The sequence below is a fragment of the Nostoc sp. MG11 genome, from assembly GCF_014904695.1.
Taxonomy (GTDB): Bacteria; Cyanobacteriota; Cyanobacteriia; order Cyanobacteriales; family Nostocaceae; genus Komarekiella.
The window spans coordinates 1-5,077 of the sequence record NZ_JACXXN010000115.1 but is presented as its reverse complement, the minus strand read 5'-3'; the positions used below and the strand labels follow the sequence as shown (position 1 = coordinate 5,077).

Here is a 5,077-nt window from a genome sequence, read left to right as displayed (position 1 = left end):
TGGAGTTGGGACAAGAAGCAATCATGACTAAATTCCAAGATCCAAGAGCAAGAGCGATCGCTGCTCAGATAGAAGCCATCAATGTAATCGGGTACGAATCAGCTCACGACCCAGTTCTTCAAAATCATGTAGTTTACGGCGGCCTCTCCTCAGTTGAAGGCATACTGCGTTTCGATGTGTTCATGGCAAAAGTGCAGGAAGCCACCAAAAATAGAGAAGCAGTCTGGACATCTCAACTAAGCCAAAACATCAGCGGAATCGAATGGTACACGGTTGAGTACGGTGGCATCACGGCGGAGCTTCCCCGGCTGCATGAGGATTTGAAGTTTGTACCTGAAGATAAGCAGATTCTCATGCAATCCAAGCCTGTGGCTCTCGACTTCCTCGCGCATTGGAATCAAGTTTTCCAGGTGTGGCGTTACGACCGCAAGAGTGACGAGCGCTGGAGCCGAACCAGATGGGGTAACTTTTACGCCCAATACTTGCAAAGAGAGTGGTTGGAAATCTGGGTTGAAGACTATATCTCCACGCTACTCCTGCAAGATGGAACTGTTGTAGATAACCCTACATTCGCAATTAACGCTTGCTGCTACTGGGGAGATCCAATGGACGTCCATCGCACAGATGCATATCCTCAATCTGGATCAAGCTGGTTCCAGTGGAATAATTTCACGCCGTGGAGGTAAGAGCGATCACTTCATGGATTCTGACAAGTAAAACCATAATTTGGAAAAAAAGATGACTAGAAACGAATGGCTTGCTCAAGGACAAAAATTATTCGGCAAAGACAAGATGCAATGGAAATTTAAATGTCCCTGTTGTGGTCATATCGCTACGGTTCAGGACTACAAAAAAGCTGGCGCTCCATCTTCAGCCGTTGGATTTTCTTGTCTTGAAAAGTTTAGATCGGCGGAAGCCGCCGCTCTAACTTTTCGCTGCGTAGGACGGTGGTTGGAAGTACGTAAAGAAGCTTTTGACAACAAAGATAAACGCAAGATTCCTTGTAATTATGCAGGGGGCGGACTAATAAATCTTAATCCAGTTGATATTGATGGGTGTAAAGTTTTTGAATTTGGAGTTTGAGGAAATATTTTCTTAGAGGAATATAAATAAATAAAGCGATTATTACTTAATTCAGTAACAATTGCCACACAAAAACACTCCTTATTTCAAGGATAACAAAAATGAAAGCCATCGTTACAGTAGTCGAAAAGCTCACATCTGAAGCCCACATTGATATACCCGATGGGTTGTCAGAGCCAGAAATCAGGCAGCACATTGTTGACCAATATAACAGTGGTGAAATGCAATTTGAGATGAATATTTTTCAAGCTGATTTTGAATCAATTTGTGCCAAAATTATCAACAAAAGACCATGACTAAAATCCTTTTTCTCGACTTAGATGGAACCATCCGCCGCACTAAAAGCGGAGCAACATTTATCAATAAACCAGAAGATCAGGAAATCATTCCTGGGGTTCAAAATGCGATCATCCGATATCTTAATTACCACGTAATTGGCATTACCAACCAGGGTGGTGTAGCAGCAGGAAAGAAAAGTTTGGAGGATGCGCTCGCTGAACAGAAATACACGATGCAGTTGTTGCCCGAATTAAAATTAGTTTATTTCTGTCCTGATTTCGATGGAGATTTAATCTATAAAGTTTCTTGTGAAAAGCATGAAGCTTGGGAAAGGCATCAGTTTCTAGACCCAATTTCAAACAAGCCCTTTTATCAATCATTTCGCAAGCCAGGTGCAGGAATGGTTCAAAAAGCAATCAATGATTTAGGTAAAATCATTGACGCAAAATCATCCTTATTTGTCGGCGATGCCTGCGGCGGGCTACGCCAACGCTCTGAAGATGAACAATGTGCGCTTGCTGCCAATATTCCTTTTACGTGGGCTAATAATTGGAGGGGCGAATGAACATTACAAACTTACCAGCAACAACAGATTGGACAAATGACGACTGGGAGACACCCGATAACATTGCACTCTTTATGTCCCAGTTGATATTAACAAGTGACGAATATATTCTTGAGCCATGCGCTGGTAGTGGTCAAATCATTAAGCATATTCCACACCCCGAATCTTCCAACATTCTTTGCATGGACATCAATAAATCTAGGGTGGAGAAAGGACGATGCAACGCCCCAGATTGCACTTGGCTGTGTACTGATTTCTTGCATGGGGAAATAGAACCATACACTGACTTTGACCTGATTATCACCAATCCGCCATTTAGTAACTGTATGGAATTTATAGGGCGATCGCTTTCCTTGCTCAACCCTAACAATCCTTCGGCGCGGTTGCTGTTTCTAATGCCGTCTGATATTTTCCAGGCTAAAAGTCGGGCTAGTGCATTTAGTAAACTAGACGCGCACATTCATCATGTTTATCCCATTGTGGGACGGGTGGATTATTTGATTAACGGTGTGCCAGCATCGCAGACCTATGTAGAGAAAAACGGAAAAATGGTTAGACGTTCAGGTAGGCAGACATGTGATGCTATTTGGGACATTAGACCAGGTAAGTCAGGTGGTTGTACGACTTTCATTGATTCATTAAGTAGCCAGCCGTCCAGAATACATTAATTCTGGTGTTTCAAATTTGAGAGCTTAATTCGAGCGAATTTATGCGCCTTACACCAACTGAACCTTGAAAATCAAATATCAAACAACGCTAATTTTCTGGCTGGGTATCGGTTGTCGAGCGCCGGGTTATTTGGCGTAACTCATCTAATTTACTTGCCGTTTCTAACCCTGCAAGAACTGCTCTTAATTGCTCGACATCCTCAATCGTTGAAATGGATGGTAATAGGCTTAGTCCCTGAATTTCAAATTTCAGTTTCAAGCCTACTTCAATCCCTTCTAACAAAGATTCCATTCAGGCAATTCTCTTAAAACTGGTAATCTACTGCATACGCTGCTGGAGGAATTTCAGAGAAAAATCGAAATAATCTTAATACCTGTTACTCTAAACATTGGCTTAGTTGGTTTCTCTGTTGTTAAAAATTCTTCTGCATTAACTGACAAAGCAGCTGCAATATGTAATGCATCAATTGCAGCCAAACCATACTGGCAACCGATATTATATGCATCTTGCATTATCTGTTCTACATCATTAGCCCAATGGGTTACAGCACTAAAAAATGTTTGGTAAAACCTGGTTTCTGCTGTTTTTTGATTGTAAACTGCTTTGGGAATCACTTCCAATTTGACAAACTCGCTAGAAGCAAACTTATAGTTGGAATCTTCTAAAATTAAAAGAGCTTTTTCGGATAATTCTCCTACACCACGGGCCGCAGCAACTAGTACTCCAGAATCAATAAAAGTTACTGTCATGTGTCTGATTCCTGCAACCCGCCACGACGGCTGGCAATTTCTTTTTCTATGCCGTCTTGGGTTAATAAAGGCTCTCCCGAAGCAACTATTTGGGCGCGTATTTGTCGTAAACGTTCTCCAAGTAAAGGTTTGCTAGCAGATGTCAAAAGTTGAGGATTAACCGTTTTGACATGAAGGAATTCCACAAATTCCAACACCTGCTGTTGTTTGTCTAAAGGCAGTTCTCGCCACTTCCCTACTAATTCTTGTTCTACACTCATCTAATTACCTCAACATTGCCTTGCAAGTATGACTTACTACTGCACCAAGCAGTAAGCGTTAGCCATGCCAAGAGAGCTTATTGCCTTCAATGACGAAATTTTGGTGAAGTGATCTAAAAGTAGCTGATTACTATAACGGCAATCAATACAGATTCTAGTCATCCTCACCAACCTTCTGAACCTCAAATAGCTCAGTAGGCTGGCAACCTAATACCTCACAAAGTCTGGCAAGCTTCACAAAGGTTTCTGTACCCCCTCTGTCCCGCTCCCAATTGCGGATAGTTGAGGGGTCAACGCCAACTAAATCAGCAAGCTGGCGTTGAGTCAAATCTTTCTGCTTACGCAATTGTGCAACTCTTGACACAAATATTTCTCCCATGCACTAATTCATAGCATTATTCTAGCGTTAAAATCTTGACGCTAACAAATTAATAGTATTAGAATTTTAGCGCTAGAATATAAACATACTCGCTCAGATTCATGCGATTACCCCAGTCTTGTCAACATCTGCGATCGCATGAATGCCCTGAAATTCAGGAGCTTTTGTAATGACACAAACCTACATATATATAGGAGTCACTAGTCATGAGCCTATCAAGTAATAGCAAAGGGTGCAAGCAACACGGTTATGAGGATGGAAGAAACGACTTACCAATATTCATACATTCAGAGCTTGACGATTACGGGTTAGATCCCTACGAGTTTCGAGTTTATGCTCATATTGCTCGCAGAGCAGGACAACATGGCGCTTTCGAGTCAATCAAGAATATGGCGCAGTTTTGTCAGATGAGCGAAGGCAAGGTTAAACAAGCTTTACGTCAATTAATTCATTATGGACTGGTATCAAGAGAGTCAAGAGTTGGTACTAGCTCAGTATACAAACTGTCTCCTAAATCACAATGGCAGCCTTTAAATTGCCTGGGTACTTCACAACCTGGGTCGTCACATGTCTACCCACCTGGGTCGTTAGATGTCCACCCCCAGACACCACATGTCCAGGGGTGGACACCACATGTCTACCCACCTGGGTCGTCACATGTCCACAAAGGTAATCCTATAGAAGGTAATCCTATTAAGGTACTCCCACTAAGTAATACACCCCTGGCTTCTTCAAGTGCACCCCCCACCCAAGAATGTGTGTGTGAAGATGAATCAATTTGGGATATTGCTGCCCAACAAGCCACAAGCGTAGAAAATGGATACCTTGAAGAACCAACCCCCCAACAACTCGCTTTGTTGTTAAAAAAATCCGAGTCTTCGCAACAAACCGATAACCCCTCAAGTGGATCTTCTATTGCGGCGGGATCGTTCGATAAAGTCGAACAAGTGAACAGTAAGCCAGTAGTACCCAGTTCGGCTTGCTACGAAATGCACCCCACCCAGAAGACCGAGCAAGCCCTGCGAAAGTCTGGATTGCCCCCTTGGATGATTAAGTCTGGCCCTAACGGGTGGAAGGCGGAATTCGTGGAGTC

General features: G+C 42.8%; 10 protein-coding genes. 6 read left to right on the top strand and 4 right to left on the bottom strand.

Features of this window, described 5'->3' with window-relative positions; genetic code table 11:
* The 5 genes from HCR01_RS36840 to HCR01_RS36820 form a co-directional block, all read left to right on the top strand.
* The coding region (locus tag HCR01_RS36840; protein ID WP_226890051.1) for a hypothetical protein at positions 1-686 on the top strand (686 nt) is incomplete at its 5' end.
* A 52-nt stretch (positions 687-738) separates the two neighbouring features.
* Positions 739-1,083 carry a VVA0879 family protein gene (locus HCR01_RS36835; RefSeq protein WP_193200837.1) on the top strand — a complete coding sequence of 115 codons (345 nt, stop codon included), beginning with the start codon at positions 739-741 and terminating at the stop codon, positions 1,081-1,083.
* Positions 1,084-1,184: 101 nt separating this feature from the next.
* Positions 1,185-1,379 (top strand): hypothetical protein, encoded by a 195-nt coding sequence (locus HCR01_RS36830; RefSeq protein WP_193200836.1) that lies wholly within the window; start codon positions 1,185-1,187, stop codon positions 1,377-1,379.
* A complete protein-coding gene (locus tag HCR01_RS36825) occupies positions 1,376-1,927 on the top strand; it encodes a polynucleotide kinase (RefSeq protein WP_193200835.1) in 552 nt (183 codons plus the stop codon). Before HCR01_RS36830 ends, HCR01_RS36825 begins: the two co-directional genes overlap by 4 nt.
* Complete coding sequence (locus tag HCR01_RS36820) at positions 1,924-2,595, top strand: class I SAM-dependent methyltransferase (protein ID WP_193200834.1); 672 nt, start codon at positions 1,924-1,926, stop codon at positions 2,593-2,595. Before HCR01_RS36825 ends, HCR01_RS36820 begins: the two co-directional genes overlap by 4 nt.
* 88 nt (positions 2,596-2,683) lie before the next feature.
* On the opposite strand, the gene HCR01_RS36815 is transcribed toward HCR01_RS36820, so the two are convergent.
* From HCR01_RS36815 to HCR01_RS36800, 4 genes are all read right to left on the bottom strand, one after another.
* Positions 2,684-2,887 (bottom strand): hypothetical protein, encoded by a 204-nt coding sequence (locus tag HCR01_RS36815; protein ID WP_226890050.1) that lies wholly within the window; start codon positions 2,885-2,887, stop codon positions 2,684-2,686.
* 53 nt (positions 2,888-2,940) lie between these two features.
* Entirely contained in the window at positions 2,941-3,345 is a 405-nt protein-coding gene (locus HCR01_RS36810) for a type II toxin-antitoxin system VapC family toxin (protein ID WP_193200833.1), read from the bottom strand.
* A complete protein-coding gene (locus HCR01_RS36805; RefSeq protein WP_193200832.1) occupies positions 3,342-3,605 on the bottom strand; it encodes a hypothetical protein in 264 nt (87 codons plus the stop codon). The genes HCR01_RS36810 and HCR01_RS36805 overlap by 4 nt, the downstream gene beginning before the upstream one ends.
* Before the next feature lie 154 nt (positions 3,606-3,759).
* On the bottom strand, positions 3,760-3,969 hold the full coding sequence (locus tag HCR01_RS36800) for a helix-turn-helix transcriptional regulator (protein WP_320073266.1): 210 nt from the start codon (positions 3,967-3,969) through the stop codon (positions 3,760-3,762).
* A 221-nt stretch (positions 3,970-4,190) separates the two neighbouring features.
* On the opposite strand from HCR01_RS36800, the gene HCR01_RS36795 reads away from it, so the two are divergent.
* The coding region (locus HCR01_RS36795; protein ID WP_413774016.1) for a helix-turn-helix domain-containing protein at positions 4,191-5,077 on the top strand (887 nt) is incomplete at its 3' end.